This window comes from Priestia sp. P1_B12_1 (assembly GCF_056406695.1).
The window spans coordinates 340,410-357,683 of sequence record NZ_JBFTZR010000004.1 but is presented as its reverse complement, the minus strand read 5'-3'; the positions used below and the strand labels follow the sequence as shown (position 1 = coordinate 357,683).

The 17,274-nt window shown below is 40.7% G+C and carries 22 protein-coding genes; 4 read left to right on the top strand and 18 right to left on the bottom strand.

The genetic code is table 11. The features are described 5' to 3' along the window. Positions 1 to 12: 12 nt before the first annotated feature. From gvpO to AC1D0Y_RS16680, 7 genes are all read right to left on the bottom strand, one after another. The gene (gene gvpO / locus AC1D0Y_RS16710; protein WP_013057996.1) at positions 13 to 279 is read right to left on the bottom strand and encodes a gas vesicle protein GvpO; all 267 of its coding nucleotides are present in this window, start codon (positions 277 to 279) and stop codon (positions 13 to 15) included. A gap of 75 nt (positions 280 to 354) precedes the next feature. Further along, positions 355 to 621 carry a gas vesicle structural protein GvpA gene (gene gvpA, locus AC1D0Y_RS16705; protein ID WP_013057997.1) on the bottom strand — a complete coding sequence of 89 codons (267 nt, stop codon included), beginning with the start codon at positions 619 to 621 and terminating at the stop codon, positions 355 to 357. A 19-nt stretch (positions 622 to 640) separates the two neighbouring features. Further along, complete coding sequence (gvpQ, locus tag AC1D0Y_RS16700) at positions 641 to 1,114, bottom strand: gas vesicle protein GvpQ (RefSeq protein ID WP_028409330.1); 474 nt, start codon at positions 1,112 to 1,114, stop codon at positions 641 to 643. Between the two features lie 25 nt (positions 1,115 to 1,139). Next, positions 1,140 to 1,625, bottom strand: a complete 486-nt coding sequence (gene gvpT / locus AC1D0Y_RS16695; RefSeq protein WP_028409331.1) for a GvpT/GvpP family gas vesicle accessory protein — start codon at positions 1,623 to 1,625, stop codon at positions 1,140 to 1,142. Positions 1,626 to 1,685: 60 nt separating this feature from the next. Beyond that, entirely contained in the window at positions 1,686 to 1,946 is a 261-nt protein-coding gene (gene gvpA / locus AC1D0Y_RS16690) for a gas vesicle structural protein GvpA (RefSeq protein WP_013058000.1), read from the bottom strand. Between the two features lie 447 nt (positions 1,947 to 2,393). Beyond that, entirely contained in the window at positions 2,394 to 2,879 is a 486-nt protein-coding gene (locus AC1D0Y_RS16685) for a YflT domain-containing protein (protein ID WP_060745289.1), read from the bottom strand. A gap of 112 nt (positions 2,880 to 2,991) precedes the next feature. Beyond that, positions 2,992 to 4,209: an MFS transporter gene (locus AC1D0Y_RS16680; RefSeq protein WP_060745288.1), complete on the bottom strand. Its 1,218-nt coding sequence runs from the start codon at positions 4,207 to 4,209 to the stop codon at positions 2,992 to 2,994. Between the two features lie 109 nt (positions 4,210 to 4,318). On the opposite strand from AC1D0Y_RS16680, the gene AC1D0Y_RS16675 reads away from it, so the two are divergent. Then, entirely contained in the window at positions 4,319 to 5,188 is an 870-nt protein-coding gene (locus AC1D0Y_RS16675; protein ID WP_060745287.1) for a LysR family transcriptional regulator, read from the top strand. Positions 5,189 to 5,215: 27 nt separating this feature from the next. On the opposite strand, the gene AC1D0Y_RS16670 is transcribed toward AC1D0Y_RS16675, so the two are convergent. From AC1D0Y_RS16670 to AC1D0Y_RS16650, 5 genes are all read right to left on the bottom strand, one after another. Continuing rightward, positions 5,216 to 5,695 carry a DUF2798 domain-containing protein gene (locus tag AC1D0Y_RS16670; RefSeq protein WP_028409335.1) on the bottom strand — a complete coding sequence of 160 codons (480 nt, stop codon included), beginning with the start codon at positions 5,693 to 5,695 and terminating at the stop codon, positions 5,216 to 5,218. Between the two features lie 198 nt (positions 5,696 to 5,893). Further along, positions 5,894 to 7,138, bottom strand: coding sequence for a glutamate-aspartate/proton symporter GltP (gene gltP / locus AC1D0Y_RS16665; protein ID WP_060745286.1), 1,245 nt, complete (start codon positions 7,136 to 7,138; stop codon positions 5,894 to 5,896). Between the two features lie 201 nt (positions 7,139 to 7,339). Beyond that, entirely contained in the window at positions 7,340 to 7,678 is a 339-nt protein-coding gene (locus AC1D0Y_RS16660) for a zinc ribbon domain-containing protein YjdM (protein WP_060745285.1), read from the bottom strand. 90 nt (positions 7,679 to 7,768) lie between these two features. Then, entirely contained in the window at positions 7,769 to 7,969 is a 201-nt protein-coding gene (locus tag AC1D0Y_RS16655; RefSeq protein WP_060745284.1) for a hypothetical protein, read from the bottom strand. A gap of 33 nt (positions 7,970 to 8,002) precedes the next feature. After that, a complete protein-coding gene (locus tag AC1D0Y_RS16650) occupies positions 8,003 to 8,185 on the bottom strand; it encodes a hypothetical protein (protein WP_060745283.1) in 183 nt (60 codons plus the stop codon). A gap of 226 nt (positions 8,186 to 8,411) precedes the next feature. Between AC1D0Y_RS16650 and AC1D0Y_RS16645 the strand changes: the two genes are divergently transcribed. Further along, positions 8,412 to 8,750 carry a hypothetical protein gene (locus tag AC1D0Y_RS16645; protein ID WP_060745282.1) on the top strand — a complete coding sequence of 113 codons (339 nt, stop codon included), beginning with the start codon at positions 8,412 to 8,414 and terminating at the stop codon, positions 8,748 to 8,750. Positions 8,751 to 8,779: 29 nt separating this feature from the next. On the opposite strand, the gene AC1D0Y_RS16640 is transcribed toward AC1D0Y_RS16645, so the two are convergent. The 3 genes from AC1D0Y_RS16640 to AC1D0Y_RS16630 form a co-directional block, all read right to left on the bottom strand. After that, positions 8,780 to 9,391 (bottom strand): CBO0543 family protein, encoded by a 612-nt coding sequence (locus tag AC1D0Y_RS16640; RefSeq protein ID WP_028409339.1) that lies wholly within the window; start codon positions 9,389 to 9,391, stop codon positions 8,780 to 8,782. Positions 9,392 to 9,429: 38 nt separating this feature from the next. Beyond that, the gene (locus AC1D0Y_RS16635) at positions 9,430 to 9,930 is read right to left on the bottom strand and encodes a CBO0543 family protein (RefSeq protein ID WP_028409340.1); all 501 of its coding nucleotides are present in this window, start codon (positions 9,928 to 9,930) and stop codon (positions 9,430 to 9,432) included. Between the two features lie 297 nt (positions 9,931 to 10,227). Then, on the bottom strand, positions 10,228 to 11,838 hold the full coding sequence (locus tag AC1D0Y_RS16630) for a gamma-glutamyltransferase family protein (protein ID WP_477707804.1): 1,611 nt from the start codon (positions 11,836 to 11,838) through the stop codon (positions 10,228 to 10,230). Between the two features lie 162 nt (positions 11,839 to 12,000). On the opposite strand from AC1D0Y_RS16630, the gene AC1D0Y_RS16625 reads away from it, so the two are divergent. Beyond that, a complete protein-coding gene (locus AC1D0Y_RS16625; RefSeq protein WP_221841043.1) occupies positions 12,001 to 13,389 on the top strand; it encodes an alpha/beta fold hydrolase in 1,389 nt (462 codons plus the stop codon). A 34-nt stretch (positions 13,390 to 13,423) separates the two neighbouring features. On the opposite strand, the gene AC1D0Y_RS16620 is transcribed toward AC1D0Y_RS16625, so the two are convergent. From AC1D0Y_RS16620 to AC1D0Y_RS16610, 3 genes are read right to left on the bottom strand one after another with little or no spacing between them, the layout of a single operon-like run. Beyond that, the gene (locus tag AC1D0Y_RS16620; RefSeq protein ID WP_029323018.1) at positions 13,424 to 13,753 is read right to left on the bottom strand and encodes a 4Fe-4S dicluster domain-containing protein; all 330 of its coding nucleotides are present in this window, start codon (positions 13,751 to 13,753) and stop codon (positions 13,424 to 13,426) included. Beyond that, positions 13,753 to 15,351, bottom strand: coding sequence for an FAD-dependent oxidoreductase (locus AC1D0Y_RS16615; RefSeq protein ID WP_477707803.1), 1,599 nt, complete (start codon positions 15,349 to 15,351; stop codon positions 13,753 to 13,755). The genes AC1D0Y_RS16620 and AC1D0Y_RS16615 overlap by 1 nt, the downstream gene beginning before the upstream one ends. 43 nt (positions 15,352 to 15,394) lie before the next feature. Further along, positions 15,395 to 15,532, bottom strand: coding sequence for a hypothetical protein (locus AC1D0Y_RS16610; RefSeq protein ID WP_161968300.1), 138 nt, complete (start codon positions 15,530 to 15,532; stop codon positions 15,395 to 15,397). A 311-nt stretch (positions 15,533 to 15,843) separates the two neighbouring features. Between AC1D0Y_RS16610 and AC1D0Y_RS16605 the strand changes: the two genes are divergently transcribed. Next, entirely contained in the window at positions 15,844 to 17,274 is a 1,431-nt protein-coding gene (locus tag AC1D0Y_RS16605; protein ID WP_477707802.1) for an MFS transporter, read from the top strand.

The following is a 17,274-nucleotide window of genomic DNA, read 5'->3' as shown; positions in this document are numbered from 1 at the left end:
CCATCTTATCGTCTATGCTTCAATGCCAATGGCGCTTCTATATCTGACGTCGAGTCGTTTGAATGAAATGACTTCTTTTTCTTTATTTAAAAAGCACTCGTACGTTCCGAGCATTTCATCTTTGGCGTATTTTTTCATGTATTCTCGTTCTTCAATGACTTCAACAATAACTCTCCAGCCTTCATCTTCAGTAGCTTCCACCGAGGTAATTTTATGAGGAGGAGCTACGTGTTCACCGAAAAAGTCGTTCACGGCTTGCATAATTTTTTTAATTTCCATTTTTAGTAGCCTCCAATAGTTAAATCTAAAAGCTGGAACCACCCCCAAAAAAGGAAGGTTCCATATCACTTCATATTAAATACTAAAACGCGGCTGTCCTTCACTTGAATTTGAACGTTCAGGAAGACCGTTTTCTTCTACGTCGTCACGAAGAAGCCCTACTGCTTCTGCATAGCGTAACCATGTATCAACACTGGCAATAACCACTCGTGCTTCAATCGTTAAAATTTCAATTCCTACAACAGAAACCCTTGCAAAAGCATCAATAACAATTCCTTTATCTAAAATACGGTCAATGACTTCTGCTAAACTTGAACTATTAGTACTTTTTTGAATAGACATATCTCATTTCTCCTTTCGCTCATGATCCCATTGTTTTTAAATCAGTAGATGATTTAATATCATTGGAACTTTTAATCTTAGTAGAGCTTTTAATATCCGTTGCTTTTTTAATCTGATTTGCGCCTTTTATTTTCCGCTTATTTTTTGACTTCTCTTTATCGTCTGAAGAAGAAACTTTTTCTTGAAAGTTTTCTCCAGCTTCTTTCACATCGCTAAGCTTATCTTTTACTGATAATAAGACGTCTTGGAGCTTTTCTTTTGCGTCTTCCCCTTTGCCGTGTACCTTTTGGGCATTTTTTTCTTTTGTTTCCTGCAGTTTTTCTGACGCTTCATTTGCTTTTTCCTGCAGTTTCCCTTCAGTTTTTTCGACAAATTTTTCTTTCGCTTTTTCTTTAACCTTTTCTTCTACCTTTTCCTTAACAGGTTCAGGCGTGTGCTCCACTATTTTTTTCCCTGCTTTTAGTGCTGCTTTCTCCACATCTTTTTTATCCATGAAATTCCCCTTCAGGACGGATATCTTACTTCTTCGCGTCCATGAGTTTGTTTAGCATCTCTTCAATGCGCTGCAGCTGGTCGTTCATATTTTTATTTTCTTCTTTTAACTCTTCGTACTGAGACGTTTCCATTTCTGCGCTTTGGCTGACTTCTTCCTGCGCATTTCCCTGTTCATTTGATGCCTCTTCTTTTTTCTTTTTAGGTGCGAGCAGCTTGCTTAAATTGTCTTTTTCAAGATAGCCTGTAGCCGTCTGTCTTAATGCTCCCATCGCTTGCTGCGTTAAAATATCCTGTGCGTTTCTTCTTAACTCTTGTCCTGTCGCACGTACAATTTCTGATTGTCCTAAGCGGCTGAGTACTTTTTTACTCGTTTGAGGACTTGAAAGAAGCCCAATTCCTGCTCCTACTACGCCTCCTAAAATAGCAAGATTTAAAGAGTTTTGCGTTTTTTCTTCCTGCTGCTGATTTTCTTGTTTTTCATTTTGCACGTTGTTATCAGTTGTTGACATGTTTCATCCTCTTTTCTCTTATTATTATTTATTTAATGAATTTTCTTACGATTAAAAGACTTAAAAGCTAAGCCCTGCTCCTCGCTCTTCTGTTCGGCCAGGCAGCCCTTCTTCCTCTACTTTGTCGGTTAATAACCCAACGGCTTCTGCGTAGCGAAGCCACGTATCGACACTTGCAATAACGACTCGGGCTTCAATCGTTAAAATTTCAATTCCTACGAGTGATACTCGGGCAAAAGCATCGATGACAATCCCTTTGTCGAGAATTCGATCAATCACTTCTGCTAAACTAGAACTATCTGTACTTTTTTGAATACTCATTTTTAGCAGCTCCTTTTGAAATTTAGCTAAATGAATGATGCTACTAATCAACCTGCTTAACTTTTTAATTAAACATACTTTTGAAATATACTTTTTAGCTCTCTTTCAAACATGAAGAATTTGCTAAAAAGTAATTCCCGAAAATAAATTAGAAAATTATTCTACTACGTATAATAATTAACAGTTAATTATTGGATGAAATTTGCGCTTAAATCCTTCTGTTAAAGCTTTCATCAAGATTTCAATCCCAAAATAAAACAATAAATACATTATTGTTACAATAATATTACATTATAATTTAAGGCATATTGTTACTCGGTGCACCATGACATATTTTGATATTTTTAACTATTATGGAATATTATTGTGAATTAAGTTCACTTAAATAAAACCAGCGCATAAAAAAACTGCCGCACTGCGACAGCTTTCTCCTACGTATCTTACGTTCTATAAAATCATTCCAGTTAAAGGAGCTTTCGGGTTTCCATCATGATCTGAGTCTTCTTTGTCTACTAAAACAAGCAAGCTTCCTTCTTTGACTGAATCATTATATTGTTCGGCCTGCTGTTTTGGAATTCCCATACTTACTAAAATACCAGACAGACCTCCTACGCTCGCACCAGCTGCCGCACCTGTTAATGTAGCTACAATCGGACCAGCCGCCACAATGGGACCTATTCCCGGTATGGCAAGAGCCCCGGCACCTGCTAATATTCCGGTTAAGCTCCCTAGCGTACCTCCGGTAAGTGCTCCAGTTACTGCCCCTTCTGTTTTTGTATTCGTTTCTTTCTGAACGTTTTTGGTCTTTTTATGTTTGCCGATGATAGATATTTCTTCTGATGTATACCCTTCTTTTTTCAAACTCTCTACAGCTTGAATTGCTTCTTGTTCCGTTTCGTATACCCCCACAACATTCTTTGCTTTTGCTTCCATACTATCTCCTCCTCATTAATGTTGTGTGTACCCGGGAGTATGGCTTTGAAACGTTTTAGAGGATAAGAGGTCTTCTCTATTCTTAAATAAATAGCCCTACATCACTTTTCATTTAGTGACGTTTTTTATTTAAAAATGAATGAACTCGCTCTTTTTTTAACCATATTCCTCCACAAGCAATGAAGCACGCAGCCGTACTAAAAGCCAACGTGTAACTCCGGAGCCAATCCACAAGGAGCCCAAACCAAATCGGTGCGAGCACGATGGCAAATTGATTGAGCGTTAACGCAATGCTTACCGTTAAACCAATAAAACGATCATCCGCTTTTTCTGCTATTAACACGATAAACAAACTAAACCAGCCAATTGCAAAAAAGCCAAAGCTAAAACAAAAAGCAGTTAGTAGCCAAAAAGGCAAAGTAAATCCAATATAAGAAATTGCTATTGTTAGTCCTGCAGTCATCCAAACCGTCACTTGCAAAGGAGTTCTTCGATTTCCGTTATACACATAATCACTTACCCAAGCTAAAACAATTCTCCCCACCATTCCCCCTAGCAGTGTGATGCTCAGCAGGGTGCCCGCTGAAGCAAAATCCATCTTTATGGCTTTCGTTAAATAGCTCATAAAGTGCGCAACGATAATCATTTGAAGAGAAATCATTGAAACACCTACAAAAAACAGCGGATAGAGCGTTTTATCTTGAGAAATGCGCTTGATTTTTTGACGAAGCGTAAATGTTTCCTTTTTTTCTGACGATGATGATTGCTCTCGGTAGAATACAAAAAAAAGAAGACCTCCTCCGATAGCTGCTGCTGCCTGTACGAGAACAGCCCCATGCCACCCGTATTGATGAAACAGCAGAGGTAATGCTGCTGAAGCGACAGCGCCTCCAATCGGTATCCCCGTTTGCCGAATTCCCATGGCAAGACCTCTATGATGAGAAGGAAACCACTTCACCACCGCTTTGCTTCCTCCTGGCTGTGCTGTTCCATACCATACGCCTGCTGCGAGAAGTACGCCTGTTAGATACAAATAATGATCAGCGCTATAGGCAAAAAGCATGCTTATCCCCAGCAAAATAGATCCTCCTCCTACAAGCCACCTTTCGCCATAACGATCCATCCAGTTTCCAAAAAGCAGCATGGAAAAAATCGGACCAATTTGAACAGCTGATACGAGCAGTCCTGTTTGAAACTGCGATAAATCATGTAGTCTTTGCCAAAACGCGGCCAATGGCCCCGCTCCGTAGGTGACAAACGTTGCACACGCCTGAGAAAGAGTGGCAATAAATAAAATCATCCACTTATAAGAAGCTTTTTCTCTGCTCATTTTCTCTCCTCCACCTCTACTTTCAGTGTAGAGAAAGAATGGTATCATGTAAAATAAGGAATAAAGATAAAAGTCATCAATAAAAATGATAGCTGAAGGAGGAGATTTTATGGATATAAAAGATTTGCTTGTTTTTACAACGGTAGCAGAAGAAAAAAACATTTCAAAAGCTGCCAAAAGTTTAAGCTACGTGCAGTCGAATGTGACGATGCGCATTCAGCAGCTGGAAGCTGAACTCGGCACACAGCTATTTGAACGCAGCGGTAAAGGCGTAACGTTAACTTCTAGCGGAGAGCTGTTGCATCGTTATGCTGAACAAATTCTTCGTTTAACCAATGAAGCCACTATAACTGTTCAAAACAGTGCGCACACGCCGATAGGGCCTTTAAAAATAGGTGCAACTGAATCTACCGCGGCTCTTCGGCTACCGCCTTTGCTTTCTACTTATTGCACTGCCTACCCGGATGTAGACTTCATTTTAGAAACACATACAACCGATGTTCTTATTCACCTGGTTTTAACCCGAAAACTTGAAGGCGCATTTGTTGCAGGCAGCTGTGAACATCCTGATCTAAACTCTTTATTTACTCAAGATGAAGAGCTTGTACTTGTGAGCCGCCACCCTCTTCCTTCTCTTTACAGCCTAAACGATATGAATTTATTAGCCTTCAGCAGCGGATGCGCATATCGACATACGTTAGAAATGCTGTTGACAAAAGAAGGCGTGTTTCCAAAACGGATATTAGAATTTGGTACGATTGAAGCGATTATTGGGTGTATAAAAGCTGGTATGGGCGTAGCTGTAATGATGAAATCCATTGTATCTCATCACGACCATTCATTAACGTTAACTCCGCTGCCGCAGCCATATAGAAAGGTTCCCACTTTTTTTATTACGCGAAAAGATGCCTTTGTATCGGCGGCTTTACGTGAATTTTCTTCTCTTCTTACCAAACAGCTTTGCATAACAAAACCCTAAGAAAATAGGCGCTCTTAGGGTTTTGACTTAAGCAGCTGCGGTATTCTTTTTCACAAATTTCATGAACAATAAGCGAACTAAAGGTCCCATAATAAGAAGCTGAAGCGGGTATGCCACGATAAAGTTTTTTATCACGATCAATGCATAGCTTGAAAGAAGCGGCTCTCCGTCTAAACCTTTTGTAAGCGACATCGTAATTAACCCGTATACAGACATGCAAAGCACCATTCCGATCACCATACATGATGACAAAATCAACACGACTTTTAACTGTTTTGACTTATCAAACGGCAGTGAAAATGCTACTTTTTTTGCTACAGGACCGACAAAAAAAGTTTCGACAGCCATGGCAACTGCAAAGGTGATAACCAAGTTCAAAATACCTTCTGCGAGCGTAATATGCCCGATGACATCATTTATTAACATGTTATACATCGTCATCACAAGCACCATCCCTCCGCACATCATCATTCCAAAATATATACTTTCTTTTTTAGTTGTTGGCACATTCCTCATCCTTTTCATCTTTTTTACTTGGCTTAGTATAGCTTTTTATCTTCCTTCTTCGTAAGTGAACATTTTGTGAACATTTGTAAGCGGCTGCTCCTCTTTTTGTGGAGGGATAAGTATGACAAACCACTCTAGTCTGCACCTTTGAAACGTAAACAAAAACCCCCACTTTATGGACTAAAGCGGGGGTTCATTTTATAGAGATTCTGTGTGCGACCCGGGCGGGATCGGCGTTTGGGTGCGGAATACTTTTTCCCATTTCGAGACGACAATACAGGCAATCGCGTGGCCTGGAACGTTGACTCCTGTTCTGGCCATATCCATAATGCGATCCACTCCTGCAATAATTGCCACTCCTTCAGCCGGCAGACCTACTGCGTTGGCTGTTGCTAAAAGAACAACGAGTGAACCTGACGGGACAGCCGCAATTCCTTTACTTGTCATCACGAGTATAAGCATCATAAATAATTGCTGAGTTAATGGCATATCAATGTTAAAAGCCTGTGCTAAAAAGACGCATGAAACGGATAAATAAAGAGTGGAGCCATCACAGTTTAACGACAGGCCGGACGGAATAACGAACGACACAACTCGTTTAGGGCATCCGTACTTTTCCATCCGTTCCATCAGCTGTGGCAGCACCGTTTCCGTACTTGTTGTTGAAAACGCAATAAGAAACAAATCCCAAATCATTTTGAATACTTCAAAGTAGTTGAATTTGAATATAAACCCAACAAGCGGAAATAAAACAAATAAAATAATAAAAAGACCTAAAAAGACGGTTCCAATAAGCTTTAGCATTGGAAGCAGAAGCACAATGCCGTATTGCCCTACAGATGCAGCCATTAGCGCTAGTACACCAAGAGGCGCTGTGACCATGACAATTTGCGTTAATTTAAACATAATTTTAGCCGTGGATTCAAAAAACTTCATTGCAGGTTCGGATGCTTTCCCAACTCCTGAAGCGGCAACACCAAATAAAATAGCAAAGAAAATCACGGCCAGCAAATCATTTTTTGCCATCACATCTACGATATTTGTTGGAATGATGTTTAAAATCATTTGTTTAAAGTCCACGACTTTCTCAGTGTACTGAGACAATTCACCGATATCTTTTTTTACAAGATGAGAAAGATCGAGGCCTACTCCAGGCTTTAGCAAATTCACTAACAGCAGACCGATTCCTAATACGATGGTAGTAATGATTTCAAACCAAATAATCGTCTTTAATCCTAGACTCCCCATTTGTTTCATACTGCCGCTTCCCGCAGCACCTATGACGATAGTTGAAAAGACAATCGGCACCACAATCATTTTAATGAGCCGGATAAACCCGTCTCCTACCGGTCTTAAAGCCATCCCAAAGTCCGGGAAAAAGTGCCCGATAAAAGCTCCGATTACTAATGCAATTAAAATTTGAAACGCTAAAAACTTTTTCACATTTCTACCTCCCTTTTGCCTTCATGAAACGGACATCCATTCCATTAATATCCAAATTCTGAGACACTTTAAGTAAGTTCGGGACATTTAGCTAGATTCCTTCTAAAATAGACAAATTGGTCTATATATTTCGCTTTATCAGTTAAAATGCATAGAAAAAAGCCAGAGTGAAGTTGTTCTTCATCCTGGCTTTTTTAATTCTTATGCTTTTTTAACAAACTGAGATTTCAAGCTCATCGCTCCAAATCCGTCAATTTTGCAGTCGATGTTATGATCGCCTTCTACTAAACGAATGCTTTTTACTTTTGTTCCGATTTTGACAACCGATGAGCTTCCTTTTACTTTTAAGTCTTTGATGACGGTAACTGAATCTCCGTCTTTTAAAAGGTTCCCATTTGCATCTTTTACAGTAAGCTGCTCTTCCGTACTTTCTGCTTTTTCATCTTGCCTCCATTCATGCGCACACTCCGGGCAGACGAACAGGTTTCCATCTTCATATGTATACTGTGATTGACAGCTTGGGCAATTAGGTACATTCATTTTCTTTTCCTCCAGCAGCAGCTCGTAACCAATAGTACGATCACGAGATTACGTTTTTTCTCTGTTTTATACTGTCACAACTTTATAAGATTAACAAGCTTTTCTATTTCCTTGCTGCTGATGTTTTCTTTTCCAAATAAGTGAGCCGATAAACAGAACAAAACCCGCTCCAAAGACAAGAAGCTGATCTACATAAAAGTCACCTGTTTTTACATACTGTATAATAAATAATCCTCCAAACATCAGCATCAGCATACATGAAAACCGAAGGAGGTATGAATTGATTTCCATTTTTCATTCCTCCTTTTTGTAAGACTTTTTTTGTTACGAAAAAAACACGAACCATATACCAAATGTAACTGCGTATAACGGTAAAATGAAGGCTAGTTTTTGCTTCCACCCTTTAAAAAAAGAAGAATTACGAGGCGCAAACCAAAGCTCTAACGTGCCATATAATAAAAGTGCTCCCGCTGCTAGTATCGCAATCACAGTCTCTCCTAAGTCCATACACCCTCCTCACTTTCATTCTACGCACTTGAAGCTAAGCGCAGCGTATATAGTAAGTCTCATCATTATAAAAGAGCTTATAATCGTGATGCATACGAACTTTGAATACTTTTCCAACCATACATTTATTACCATTATATCATAATAAAAGCATTTTTGAGACTTTTTATACATGTAAATTATTGTATAATGAAAAGTAGACACAGAGAAAAAAGGGGAGAATTTTTTGAAGAGAACTCAGCTTATTTTTGTTATTACACTGCTTATTGAAGCTGGATTAACCTATGCGTGCTCATCATTTTTGTCTATCCGCTTTATTGAGCTTATGTTTTTTAGCGGACTTTTGTTTTCAGTTTTGACTTTTTGGTTTTCAAGCAGCGGAAGCAACAGCGCTCATTCTCACTATAAAACTCATTCCATGAGATTAATGTCTGGGGCCACTATTGAACACAATCCGTTTCGTTTGCGCTGGACGGCTTATTTTTTTGCTTCTTTGAGCTTTACGGGAGTGGGCCTGATTTTTTTCGTTCTGCTGCTGACGGACGTTATTCCTCCAGTAAGCTAAAAAACCTGCTCTTCACAGAGAGCAGGTACTTACGAGAACAGCTTGAGAAGCAGGCATTTTCGCTTTACTTTATTCGCAACAGCTTGAGTCACATGATCTTTTAAAGGCCGCGTCAATATTCGTTTCAGCGGATGTTTTAGCATCCGTTTGCTCACGGGAACTTTAAAGATAACGCTGAGAACCACTGTTGCTAAAACCGAGAGCAGTAAGACCGCAAAAGGCTTTTTTTGAAACCATCTCGAGAAGATAAGCATCATTACGTAAATAAGTGCAGACCACCCCAAATGCCAGCCGTGCCTAAATGTAATCCCCTTACACCTGAGCCCAACCCATTCTACAAACGAAGCTGTACATACCCATTTTGTAATATATTTCACCTGCTTAGCGAGTGTAGACGGATAAGTAGCTAAGAACGACAAAATCATGAGAGGCGTAATGAACATAAGGTGTAAAATACGCAGTACTTTTAATGAAAGATGAGAAGATTTAAAATCCCAAAGCAATTTATCATTACATAAAAAGTAGTAGAGCATATTAAAAAAGCTCACGTATAAAACCCCAGCATACAGCTCGCGTATTTTGTTCCACGTTTTCTTATGGATATTTTGAAAAATCAGCCATAGAAGGACAGAAATATGCACCTTTGTTCACCTCTCTAACGTCGTTTTTAGAATCTCTGCTATTGTATTTTCGTTTCTTCCTGCTTCTTTTCAATTTTTCGAATCCATCCAATAAGCATACGGTTAAGATACGATTTTAACGTTACGCTAGTAAAAGTGTGATACCACATCCAGCCTGTTTTCCACTCGATGAGCTTCGTTCGTTTTTCAGCCCATAATTCAATAAAAAACATTGGAATCGTAAAAAACATAATTTTATATAAAACTTTTAACCCTTTATCGTAATATGTAGCTTGATTAATCATGACGGATATCATAGGATAAAGCAAAAAGTCGAACAACACGTTAATTCTAAACTGTTTTTTCAATAAGCGAGTTGGATATCGAAGAAGGCCGTGAGTTACAATAAATTTATCAATAATACCATTTGTTAAGGCGTTAAATACATAGGCCAGCAGCCAGTCTTTAATCGGTGGTTTTCTAAATAAAAAAGGGAGAATCCCCAGGGCGATAAGTAGCATTACACGTAAAAATTTCACTTCAAACTTTTTATTTCTCATCACCTTTTCGCTCCTTTCACCAAGTGTTGTTAGCCTACCTTCATGTCAATTGGCAGCTTGAGACGGCTGTTCTCACCACGCTCAATTATTGCTTATGTTAATTTATAAAGATACGCAGCAGCGTCTAATGTAAATTTTCCGTACATAACCCTTAAGTTCACGCTATCCATACATACGTAAATATTTGTTTTAGTTTTCAGTTCTTTGAAGAGATTTATACATGTGGTTGAGACATGAAAAAAGCCCAACTCTAATCAGTACGGGCTTCTTCATCCACCTATTGTGTTTTTTTAAACGTTACCATCCGGCTACGAATCCATCCGTTCGTGATTCACTTCCTCCGCATAGCACGCCGCTTTCAGGATCTCTCCAAATAATCTGTCCGCGCCCAAATGCCATAGAATCCACGGCTACTTCAATTTTATGTCCTTTTCGTTCAAGCGCTTGTGCTACGTGGGATGGAAAAGCTGGCTCCACAAGCACCGTTTTATCTTTTTTCCACTGCCATCTTGGCGCGTCTAAAGCAGCTTGAGGATGAAGCTGAAAGTCAATCGTATTCATGACGACTTGCATATGTCCCTGCGGCTGCATAAAACCTCCCATCACGCCAAACGGTCCTACGGGCTCATTATTTTTAGTGAGAAAGCCTGGAATAATGGTATGAAACGTTTTTTTATTAGGAGCAAGGCAGTTATCGTGATCAGGGTCCATTGAAAAATTGTGGCCGCGGTTTTGCAAGGCAATTCCCGTTTCTGGCACAACGATTCCAGAACCAAAGCCCATATAATTACTTTGAATAAGCGAAACCATGTTTCCTTCTTCATCAGCCGTTGCTAAATACACCGTTCCGCTTCCAACAGGCTCTCCCGCTTCAGGCTGCAGGGCATGTTCTTTTATAAGGCCGCGGCGATAGCTTGCATATGTATCAGACAGAAGCTCACTAACAGACACGCTCATTTTTGCTTCTTCCGTAATGTATTTTTCTCCATCTGCAAACGCAAGCTTTATCGCTTCTATTTGTTTATGATACGTATCCACGGCATCTTTTTCTAGAAGCTCAAAGCCTTTTACGATATTTAATGCCAGTAACGCAATAAGCCCCTGACCGTTCGGAGGAATTTCCCATACATCATATCCACGGTAGTGAGCGCTAATAGGATTCACCCACTCAGGCTCAAAAGCAGCCAAATCTTCTTTTGATAAAAAGCCGCCGTGTTTTTTACTGAATGCATCAATACGATCCGCAAGCTCGCCTTTATAAAACGCTTCTGCATTTGTTTCGCCAATGAGCTGAAGCGTACGGGCATGATGAATGGATGACCACATTTCTCCTGCTTTTGGTGCTTGTCCATTAGCCGCAAACGTTTGAAACCACGATTCAAATTCTTTGCTTGTATGTACTCGTTTAAACGTATCGTACGCTTGTTTCCATTGTTTCGCGAGAGTAGGCGCTAGCGGAAATCCTTCTTTAGCGTACTGAATGGCAGGCTGCAGTACTTGAGAAAGAGGCAGTTTGCCAAATCGCTTCGATAAAGCAGCCCAAGCAGCCGGAGCCCCGGGAACCGTAACGGGAATCATTCCGTATTTAGGAATATCTCTGTATCCTTTTTCCTTTAGCGCATCAATGGAAATAGACTGGGGAGAAGGTCCGCTAGCGTTTAGTCCATACAGCTGATTATTTGTCCAAACAAGCGCAAACGCGTCTCCTCCGATTCCATTAGATGCGGGCTCTAATACGGTAAGGCTCGCAGCTGTCGTGATTGCTGCATCAATGGCATTGCCAACTTTTTTTAAAATATCAAGGCCTGCCTGCGCTGCGAGCGGCTGAGATGTAGATACCATTCCTTTTTTTGCATAAACAGGAACTCGGTAAGATGGATGTGGATGATAATGCGGATCATAGGTCATAAAAGCGCTCCTTTTTTAGATGTTTAAATTTTCTAAATAATGTAACTTCTTTATTTTACCATATTCATAACGCATCGGCTTTTTTATCTTAGAATGACATGACTCCTTTTACCTAAAATTGGTATACTGATAGAGTACAAGAATCGCCAAGGAGGATGATGTATGAAAAAAGTAAAAGCTGCCCTTCCACTCGCTGTTTCTTTAGCACTCGGGCTTCAAGCACTTCCTATGTCCACTTCACCTGTTCAAGCTGAAGCAGCGGCGAATGCTGCTCATCATTCAGCAAAAGTTGAAGTCAAACGAGCAAACGCATTTTTAACGAATGTCGCCAACGGCAAAACAAAAGAAGCTAAGCGCTATTTTTCACGCAGCCTGCAGTCCAAAATGAGTGAAGACAACCTAAAAACATGGTGGTCAGCTCTAACGGCTCAGTTTGGTGCTGTAAAAAAGATTGGGACAGCTGTACAAGGTGAAGTCAATACCGTTCATCGAAATATAGAAATTCCCATTGAATTTGAACACGTATCAGCTACTTTAACCATTCGATTTAGTCAAAATCGGCAAATTGATGATTGGCGAATCGTACCGGAGGAGCGCCAGTTTTCGTTTTCCACACCGCCTTATGATACCTCTAAGAACTACAGTGAAAAACAGCTTTCAATCGGCAAAGCACCTTACGAACTTCCAGCAACGCTTACTCTTCCAACACGTTCAAAACATCAAAATGTACCCGTTGTCATATTAGTTCACGGATCAGGACCTTCTGATCAAGATGAAACGTTTATGAGCTTAAAGCCGTTTCGAGATCTGGCTTCTGGACTGGCTTCTCAAGGAATCGCCGTTTTACGCTACAACAAGCGTACATACGAACATACAGCTAAAATGTCCGGTGAAAATAAAATAAACGTCGACGATGAAACAACGGATGATGCCGCACTCGCAGTGGAAGCAATGGCGAAACAAAAAGGCATCGACAGCCGCAATATTTTTATACTAGGACACAGTCAAGGCGGCATGATGATGCCCAGAATTTTAAATCAAACGCCGGATAAAAGCGTGCGCGGCTCTATTTTACTCGCTGCACCGAGCCGCACACTTCCAGAGTTAATGCTTGAACAATTTGCCTATCTTGTATCGCTGAATCAGCTTCCGAAAGAGCAGCTTGCGTTTTTCCAGCAGCAGTTTGCCATTTTACAAGACCCAAGCTTTTCACCAGCTCAGCCGCCAAAAGAGTTCCTGCTTGGCACGCCTTATTTTTGGTATGACGTAGCTCACTGGCACCCTGCAGAAGTCGCAAAATCTCAGGACACGCCTCTGCTTCTTTTACAAGGAGCACGTGATTATCAAGTAACGACCGAAGATTTTGAAGGCTGGAAACAAAGCTTATCTCAGCGTTCCAACACTTCTTTTAAGCTTTATCCAAAGCTCAACCACTTTTTCACAGAAGGAACTGGTGAAAAAAGCACGCCCGATGAATATGCTGTTTCAGCCAACATTCCTTCTTATGTCATTGATGATATTGTGAAATGGGTTCGTGAAACGAAAAAGTAAAGAAAAAAGAGCGGCTGTTTCCGCTCTTTTTTCTTTACTTTTTATTTAAGATGATATGCGACTGATCGGAAGAAGCGGTGGATTTTCTTCCTTTTCCCCAGCCTACAGCTTCCCGGTAACTTCCGAGCAAGTGCTGATTTATTACATGCTGTTCATTTACTTCTACAGTTTGTTCAGCTAAAGGCGTCACATATAAAGCATCTACCGGACAGTACAGTTCACACATAAAGCAAGTTTGACAATCGGATTGACGAGCTATGGAAGGAGCACCTCCCATTCGAGAGCGGTCAAAGACATTTGTTGGACAAACGGATACACAAAGATTGCAGTTAATACATCGGTCTTCACTAAGAAGCTCGATCATTAAATAACCCCCTTTACGCGATCAGAAAATTTTGTACCTAAGGGTCTCGCCCAGACTTCCTGCACCCCTCCGCTTAGAATGCGGTAGTGTTGCTTGGAATCCATAAACGGAAAATCGTCACGCCGGTGCATTCCTCGCGTTTCTTTCCTTTCTAATGCACTTGTATACATCCATCGCGCCGTTGCCGTCATGGCCGCAAGCTCTCGACTTCTCACGATGTTTCTTTCTTTATCATATACTCCATTCTTCAACTCATCCCACACGGCATTTAACTTCATAAGGGAATCTTGCAGTCTTACTTCTGAACGGAACCAGTTTCGATCATATGGAAAGACTTCGCGCTGAACCGATGCTATCATTTCCTTCGTATCAGCTGCGTCAGAAGAAGCTACTGACTTTGTGATTCCTGACGCTTCTGATAAGCCTTTTGCATGTCGACTTGCGGCATTTTTTCCTTGCTTAACAGCAAATGCTGCCGCTGCTTTTCCTGACCAGCAGCCTGAAGAGATAGCCCACGCTGCATTATGGCTTCCTCCTCCCGTAAATCCTCCGCAAATTAATTCGCGCGTTGCCGCATCTCCGGCTGCATATAAACCTGGAATGTCGGTTCTACACGTTTCATCTGTAATGTGAATACCTCCTGTTCCTCTAACAGTTCCTTCAAAACACAGGGTGATTGGAAACATTTGAGTAAAGGGATTTATATGAAGACGATCAAATGATAAAAAGAAATTTGGCTGTGATAAGCGCATGGCTTTTTGAATGCTTTCATCCGCTTTGTCCAGCCTTGCATAAACGGGCTGGGTCATTAACGTTCTGGCAATGATGGAACGTCCTTTATGAGAACCGGCTCCTTCAATCACTGTACCGTCTTCATAATAAAATGTAGCCCATTTATAAAATGCAGATTTTGTGATTGGAGAAAAAGCTGGCGAAATTGAATAAGCATTTGAAAACTCCATACCTGAAAGGGCCGCACCTGCTTCTGTAGCTAATAAGTAACCGTCTCCTGTTAAAACATTTGTACCGAGTGCTCCGCTCAGAAATGCACACCCTCCCGTTGCAATCACAACTGCAGCAGCCTCTACTCTCCATGTTTCTTGCGTTTGATTAATGATTCCGCACGCACCTGCCACACCGTGTTCATCTGCAAGAAGCTCCAGTGCGGGGCTGTGGTCCAAAATCTGAACGTCTGCTTTTTGAAGCTGACGCCGCATTAATCTCATATATTCAGGACCTTGAAGAGTCGTTCGCTGAGAAATCCCTTTTTCATCTACTGGAAACGGATAGCCAAAATGCGCTAACTCATTTACTTGTTCAAACGTACAATCAAGCACTCGCTTCATCCAGCTTCTTTCGGCTAAATATCCTCCCAGCTCTTCCCTGCTTTTCATCGCGGTCATCTGTTCATCAGAAGTGGGCTTTACATACCAAACTCCTGTACCAGAAGGCGCAGTTGCTCCGCTCGTTCCGCAATATCCTTTATCAACAAGTACAGCTTTTGCACCTTCTTTAACTGCTTGCAGAGCTGCCCATGCACCAGCAGGGCCTCCTCCAATAATTAATACATCTGTATGAAAATGAAAGTCGGCAGTCATATACGGATCCTCCTCTTAAAATGTTTACGCTCTCAAAACCTTATTAAGAAAAAAACTTACTTACTGTCCATTCGACTATTTTACTCATCGCTAAATTTATACCAACTATTCCGTTCCAGAATCCAATTCTTCCATAGCAGCCGTTCAATAAAAAAGGAGACCAGTCCATTTGTTTCACCACAATGGTCTGGCCTCCAGTTGCCTAGTAGGCGCGTTTTTTCGTACAGCGTCAGCAATACCTAGTAATTCACTTTGTTTAATTATATATTAAAAGTTTATGCTAGGATTGTCAATGATTGTGTTATTCTTAGAATTTATTTCGATTGTTCGTATCTCGTATTGACAACTCTATGAATTTTTTGGTAAATTAATCTCACTAAACGTATAGGAATTAAAAAAACCGACCAGACAACTGGAGGCTCTTATTCTTTTAAAAAGAATGAGAGCCTTTTTGTTTCCTGAATTATATGTAATACGATAAGGAGGTCAAGTATGGCAAGTGCTCAACCACACGTAATTCAATCGCGTCAAGACATTATCAACTTTGTTAATTCAAATCCAGTTACCTCTAAAAGCTGGAAAATCATTTTAGTAGCGTTAGGCGGCATTTTTGTCGATGCCTATGACTTTACCAGTCTTGGAATTGGAGCTGATCAGTTAAAAGAACAGTTTAACCTTTCTCCTGCCGGTCTTGGAAGTCTTACAGCTATTATGGCCCTCGGCGCTTTGTTAGGAGCCACTGTAGGAGGATACTACACGGACAAATTCGGCCGCAACAAAATGTTTTTAATTGATTTATTTTTTATGGTCTTCTCCGCTCTTGGCGCTGCTTTAGCAACTGATTTAGTTTGGTTGTTTATCTTTCGGTTTTTAATGGGCGTAGGCGTAGGGCTAGATGTTCCGGTAGCGCTCAGCTTTATTGCAGAGTTCAGCAATTTAAATAAAAAAGGTCAATACGTGAACTTGTGGTGTCCCCTGTGGTATGTGGCTGCAACTGTTACTGGACTTGTTGTTCTCCCTTTTTATCTGCTCGGGCAGCATGAAGATATTTGGCGCTGGTCGGTAGGATTTGGAGCTGTTGCTGCACTAATCGTGCTAATTTTGCGCTACCGCTACATGGATGAAAGTCCGATGTGGGCCGCTCATCACCTTCCGCTTAAAGAAGCGGTCAAAGTGTTAGAGAAAACCTATGACATACAAGTCACAGTGGCTAAAAATGCAAAAGAAGAACCATTATCTCGTTCAAAAAAACTGTCTTACAAAGCTATTTTCCAAGGAAAGTATCGGGCTCGGACATTTCTAGCTTCCATCATTACGGCTACTCAAAGTATGCAGTACTTTGCCGTTGGCTTCTATATCCCAACCATTTCCACGCTTATTTTTGGCAAAGGAATGATTTATGCAATTATCGGTACTCTTTTCTTTAATTTATTTGGGATTATTGGCGGCTTTACACAATCACGGCTAACTGAGCAAGTCGGTATAAGAAAACTTGCCATTACAGGCTATACCATTTGTTCTTTAAGCTTAGTCCTGATGGGGCTCACAGGCGATACACATTTTATTGCGCTGCCAATTTTATTTATTGCTTTATTTATTTTCGGTCAATCTTTTGGACCCGGAGCGCAAGGGATGACGATGGCTACTCTTTCTTACCCGACTGAACTGCGAGGGCTAGGCTCTGGATGGGGGCAAGGAACAACGCGTATTGGCAGTATTTTAGGTTTTTACTTATTTCCGGTTGCCCTTTCAATTGGCGGGATCTATACGACATTTCTGGTTCTTACAATCGTTCCCGTTATTGGGCTGATCGCGACGATTCTTATTAAGTGGGAGCCTATTGGCACAGATGTCGAAAAAGAAGAAGAGCAAGAATTTGAAAGCGATAAAAGCTTTAGTAAAAAAAGTGAGGTCTATCACTAG

Bases quoted from the DNA above. Each gene is read 5' to 3' on its own strand.
- AC1D0Y_RS16685 (WP_060745289.1), bottom strand. From the start codon at position 2,879: ATGGAAGCAAAAGCAAAGAATGTTGTGGGGGTATACGAAACGGAACAA.
- gvpQ (WP_028409330.1), bottom strand. From the start codon at position 1,114: ATGGATAAAAAAGATGTGGAGAAAGCAGCACTAAAAGCAGGGAAAAAA.
- AC1D0Y_RS16635 (WP_028409340.1), bottom strand. From the start codon at position 9,930: ATGAGAAATAAAAAGTTTGAAGTGAAATTTTTACGTGTAATGCTACTT.
- AC1D0Y_RS16605 (WP_477707802.1), top strand. From the start codon at position 15,844: ATGGCAAGTGCTCAACCACACGTAATTCAATCGCGTCAAGACATTATC.
- AC1D0Y_RS16650 (WP_060745283.1), bottom strand. From the start codon at position 8,185: ATGGACTTAGGAGAGACTGTGATTGCGATACTAGCAGCGGGAGCACTT.
- AC1D0Y_RS16615 (WP_477707803.1), bottom strand. From the start codon at position 15,351: ATGACTGCCGACTTTCATTTTCATACAGATGTATTAATTATTGGAGGA.
- gvpA (WP_013058000.1), bottom strand. From the start codon at position 1,946: ATGAGTATTCAAAAAAGTACAGATAGTTCTAGTTTAGCAGAAGTGATT.
- AC1D0Y_RS16655 (WP_060745284.1), bottom strand. From the start codon at position 7,969: ATGGAAATCAATTCATACCTCCTTCGGTTTTCATGTATGCTGATGCTG.
- AC1D0Y_RS16675 (WP_060745287.1), top strand. From the start codon at position 4,319: ATGGATATAAAAGATTTGCTTGTTTTTACAACGGTAGCAGAAGAAAAA.
- AC1D0Y_RS16680 (WP_060745288.1), bottom strand. From the start codon at position 4,209: ATGAGCAGAGAAAAAGCTTCTTATAAGTGGATGATTTTATTTATTGCC.
- gvpO (WP_013057996.1), bottom strand. From the start codon at position 279: ATGGAAATTAAAAAAATTATGCAAGCCGTGAACGACTTTTTCGGTGAA.
- gvpA (WP_013057997.1), bottom strand. From the start codon at position 621: ATGTCTATTCAAAAAAGTACTAATAGTTCAAGTTTAGCAGAAGTCATT.
- AC1D0Y_RS16630 (WP_477707804.1), bottom strand. From the start codon at position 11,838: ATGACCTATGATCCGCATTATCATCCACATCCATCTTACCGAGTTCCT.
- AC1D0Y_RS16620 (WP_029323018.1), bottom strand. From the start codon at position 13,753: ATGATCGAGCTTCTTAGTGAAGACCGATGTATTAACTGCAATCTTTGT.
- AC1D0Y_RS16660 (WP_060745285.1), bottom strand. From the start codon at position 7,678: ATGAATGTACCTAATTGCCCAAGCTGTCAATCACAGTATACATATGAA.
- gvpT (WP_028409331.1), bottom strand. From the start codon at position 1,625: ATGTCAACAACTGATAACAACGTGCAAAATGAAAAACAAGAAAATCAG.
- AC1D0Y_RS16625 (WP_221841043.1), top strand. From the start codon at position 12,001: ATGAAAAAAGTAAAAGCTGCCCTTCCACTCGCTGTTTCTTTAGCACTC.